The organism is Anaerolineales bacterium, from assembly GCA_022866145.1.
GTDB lineage: Bacteria > Chloroflexota > Anaerolineae > Anaerolineales > E44-bin32 > PFL42.
In genome coordinates, this window is the sequence record JALHUE010000401.1 from 1 (window position 1) to 4337 (window position 4337).

At 63.9% G+C, this 4337-nt stretch carries 3 protein-coding genes; all 3 read left to right on the top strand.

Annotation, left to right across the window (positions count from 1 at the left end; translation table 11 throughout):
- The first annotated feature begins 340 nt into the window (after positions 1–340).
- Complete coding sequence (locus MUO23_12070; GenBank protein MCJ7513694.1) at positions 341–2614, top strand: Ig-like domain-containing protein; 2274 nt, start codon at positions 341–343, stop codon at positions 2612–2614.
- A gap of 48 nt (positions 2615–2662) precedes the next feature.
- Entirely contained in the window at positions 2663–3502 is an 840-nt protein-coding gene (locus MUO23_12075; protein MCJ7513695.1) for a hypothetical protein, read from the top strand.
- A gap of 110 nt (positions 3503–3612) precedes the next feature.
- Positions 3613–4146 (top strand): flavodoxin domain-containing protein, encoded by a 534-nt coding sequence (locus tag MUO23_12080; protein ID MCJ7513696.1) that lies wholly within the window; start codon positions 3613–3615, stop codon positions 4144–4146.
- Positions 4147–4337 lie beyond the last annotated feature (191 nt).

A 4337-nucleotide genomic window follows, 5' to 3' on the forward strand; every position in this document is an offset into this window, starting at 1 on the left:
ATGCGGTGCTTGATTACTGGCTGGGCTGAGAGGCAGCTGGGCCTTGAATGGGGGTATTTTGGGGTATAATGTCCGGTATTCGGTGAGACGGCTTGCCAGTTGCGGCTCCTCTGCATGCCTCGACGGCATTTCCCTCCTTCCTCTTGCCCTCCGCCCCGAGTCGGCCACCCGGATATTCTGGGGAGAACCGATCCAGCTCTGCGCAAGGGTCACCCGGCCCTCGAATACCCATCGTGACCGACGGGTCTCGCCGCGCGGCCCCTAGCGGCTCGCACTGCCCGACCATAGACATCGTTTGCGTCTTGTCTTGCCCTGCAAGGCAGATCCAGGGGAGTGGCCCATGAAGAACAACTGGCGAATCGTCCTGCTTGGCGGCGTCCTGGGGGGCCTGCTCCTCCTGATCGGGGCGGGCCTCTACTTCTGGGCGCGCCGGCTGCCGACCGCAGATGCAGCGCTGCCTCCAGGTGGCACCCTGCGCGTGGCAATCGTCGAACCGGAACCGGGTATCGACGTTCCCGCCCACGGGCACACGACCGTCTCGGCCGCTGCCAATGGCCCGTCGCAGATCTCCTCATTCGAGTTGTGGGTCGACGGGGGCCTGGTAGGAACGCATCTGATTCCTGAATCAGGGCTTTCGTCGGTTGGCGCGGCCACTTGGGGTTGGGAGCCCAATAGCGAGGGTCAGCACGTCCTGGTCGTCCGCGCACTAGACGTCCGAGGTGAGAGCGCCTACTCGAATGCCATGATCCTCAACGCCCAGGTGGGGTTGGATTCGCCGATCCGCTCCTTGCTACCCCTGCCTACCCCAACAGTGACAGGACCGCCTGCACCGCCCGCGTCTTCGGCCTCAGCTGGAGGTCTACCCCTTGGCAAACCATCCGGTTTGTCGTACTGGATCGACTCGCTCGGCAGCCCAGCTTTGCCCGCGGCTCCCGAGCTGGACACCGGCGCCAGCGGCTGTTCGCGTCAGCTGATCGTCACCGATCATGCCAAGAATGAGACAGGTTTCTTCATCTACCGGCTGGACCCGGGCGCCTCCGACTTTGTCCGCATCGCCACGTTGGGCGCCAACAAGGCGGCTCTGCCGTTTCGCTACGAAGAGGCGGGCACCGCAGGGCACGCCGAGTACTACGTCTCGGCCTTCAACCCAGCGGGCGAATCGCCGAGCAAACCCGGCGCGGCTGACATCTCTTCCAGCGATTGCCCCGCCGCACCCGACTCCTCAATCCGCCTTTCGGGCGCCCGCATCCGGACGAGTACGCCCGTCGACCGCCTCTACTGCTATCTCTCGGTAGGCAAAGGTCCTTGGGCTCGTTTCCCGGCAGACGACGGCGCATTCGTCTCGCTGACCGGCGACTCGTTCGACATGGCACCCTTCGTCCCGCCGCTTGGGGGAGCCCTTCCGCCCTCGGGGCTCGACCTCGACTTGGATTGCTGGGGATGGAGCGGCGGGGAACTCGTCGATCTGGGGACTGGCACGGGCAAGATTGCGCCGGGCGTGGGCGATGCGCCTTTCGAAGTTCCGGGATCGTCCTTCGCGTTGACTGGTGTCCTTTCATTTCCGGCAGCCATCCCTTCGACGATGGGCGGCACGCCGCCTCCCACGCCAGCACCCGCGCCGGTTTATCTGATGCCGGCTCACAACTTCAACAGCACCGTGAGCGTCTCCGATTGCGCCTCCCACGTCCCCGCCGAGGCTTCCGCCCTGGGGGCTCTGCTCTGCGGCAGCGCCATTGGCGGAGGCAACATCGTGCTCATCTGGGACTGGACACCCACCTGCTTGTTCCCGGTCGAAGGCTCCAAGATCGCCTGCAGCGCCTACACGACGGACATCGAGGGTTTCCATATCTACCGCTACCCTGCGCCGGGAACGGCGGGCAAGCCGGCCTTATTCCGCACCGTGAGCGGCCGCGACTGGCACATGAAGGGATTCCCGGTCGAGGCCCTCGAAATGTATCCTGTGCGCTACAGCGTCCGTGCCTTCAAGGGCTCGTATGAATCCCCGGACAGCAACTTGTTCTTCCGCGGCATCGACGCCGTGCCGACGACGACCGTCCGCCTCATGGCCGACAGCCTCAATTCGTCCACAATAATTTGGAGCGATACCTCGGACTGTGGTGATTACCCTGGGTTGGGCTCGCGGGAGGTCTTCGCTGTGCCCCCGATTATCCTCTCCGGGTTCGATCAAGCCTGGTCGTCCGACTCGTGCGCTGAATCCTATGCCTATCAGGGCCAGGTCCATTTCAAGCTCCCTGAGCGGACCTCGGTTGGCCCCCTCTACAAGGCAACATTGACCTACAAGCGAAGGGGCACGACGACGGAGGGACTTTCGCTCGGCCCCGACGCCTCCTGTGCCAGCCTCCTCTCTTTCGGCACAGCCGGCAAGACCGACCAGGCGTGGATCACGGCGGCCGAGCCGTACAAGGACCTGCCGGCCAGCGGCTCGAGCTTCAGCATCGACGTGACCGGCGCAGTGCGACGCTGGTGGGAAGGGGAGCCCAACTACGGACTCGCCTTCACACCGCCGGATGTCTCCTTTGCTCCAGGCACGCAGACCTGCTACTCCACCTACGAAGGTTTCGTGCTCGAGGTAACCTACTTCAATGAATCCTAGCCTGTCGTGCCGCACGCTTGTGTTCAGGGACGGAACCGAGGGGACCAGATGAAACTCAACCTGTACGCGTGGGTCATGACTGCCTGTGTGCTTGGACTCAGTGCCTGTGCCGTCGTTCCGACAGCCGGGGTCCCGGGTCCTTCCGTGTGGATCGACGCGCCGCTGATCGGCGAGCTTCCCGCCAGTGGAACGATCGGACTCGTTGTGCACGCCGGTGGCGCCTCCGCGGTCTCATCGTTTGAGATGCGAGTCAACGATTCCGTCATCGACCAGATTGATGCCGGCTCGGATCCCCGCGTGGCTGTGCGCGGTTCGCCTGCGCTGTGGACGCTGAGGACACCCTGGACGCCCCCCGGTCCGGGCACCTACCGCCTGGCGATCCGGGCGGAAGATCCTGAGGGCAGATGGGGAGACCCGGCGATCCTCCTGTTCACCAGCCAGGCAGCGACACCGACGGAGGCGGCCACGGCTCTGCCAACCGCCACGGGCACGTCGGCGCCCACGCTGACGCCCACACCCAGCCCTCTGGCCATCGGCCAGCCTTCGTTTTCCCCCGAACGTGCCTATTACCATGGCACGAGTTGTGGTGCGACACAGCTTTCCGTCACCGTCGGAGTCAGCCACCCGTCGGCCGGCTCAAGCGTGGATCTCTTCTACCGCTTCAAGAACGCGGCGACGGGCGAGGCCGGCGAATGGCAAGGAGAGCGGATGAATCCCTCACCCTCCGGCACCTTCGCTCGGACCTTGTCCTTCGCCGGCGCCTCGGGTGGCGTCCTTTCGACGTTTCCGGAGGTGGGCCTCCAGGTTCAGTTTGTCCTCACCGACGCCTCCGGCAAGCAAGTGCGCAGTGAGGTGATGAGCCCGGTCGGACTGTCTCCCTGCCAATGAGCCCGATGCACGTCTGGGCGGGGCTCGATTCAGCCAGTCATCGGTGAAGACGGGTGCAGGCGAGGGAGCCTATGTGCGGAGCCGACTGAGCTAGCGTTTCGGAGATGAATGTGTCAACCACAGTCTTGGTAGGATACGCAACACGCTACGGCTCAACCCAAGAAGTTGCTGAGGCAATCGCGGCCACGTTCCGCGAATGTGGGCTTGCGGTGGATGTCCAGCAGATGCGGGAAGTGCGCTCAATCGAAGGGTACGGCGCGGCCGTGCTGGGAGCGCCGCTCTTCATGTTTCGTTGGCACAAGGACGCGCTCGGCTTTCTGTCGCGCCACCGCCAAGCCCTACTGGGCCAGCCAGTGGCAGTCTTCGCTCTCGGCCCAGTCCACAATCCTCATGATGAGAAGGAATGGCAGGATTCGCGGGACCAACTCGATAAGGAGCTGGCAAAGTTCCCCTGGTTCAAACCGGTCGCCCTTGAGATGTTTGGCGGCAAGTATGAACCAGCCAATCTTCGCTTCCCCCTCAACAAGCTAGCGGGGAAGGAGCCAGCAAGCGACATCAGGGACTGGACGGCGATCCGCACCTGGGCAAGCGATCTGCCTCCGCAACTTGAGCCTCGTCCACCACAAGCGAGCGGTCCTGCCTAAGTCCAGCCGCCCAACATCTATGAAAGCGCTGCTGTCAAGGGGCGCTAGGCAGTAGCACCCCCGGTTCCCAGTTCGAAGCGAGCTATCCCCGAAACATCTATTCGCCGTCAGAGCGGCATGAGCAAGTCCAGCAGGTGCTAGGCAATCAACTCACGTACCTCGGAGGGTACAAGTTGGGCACGCCCTTGCAC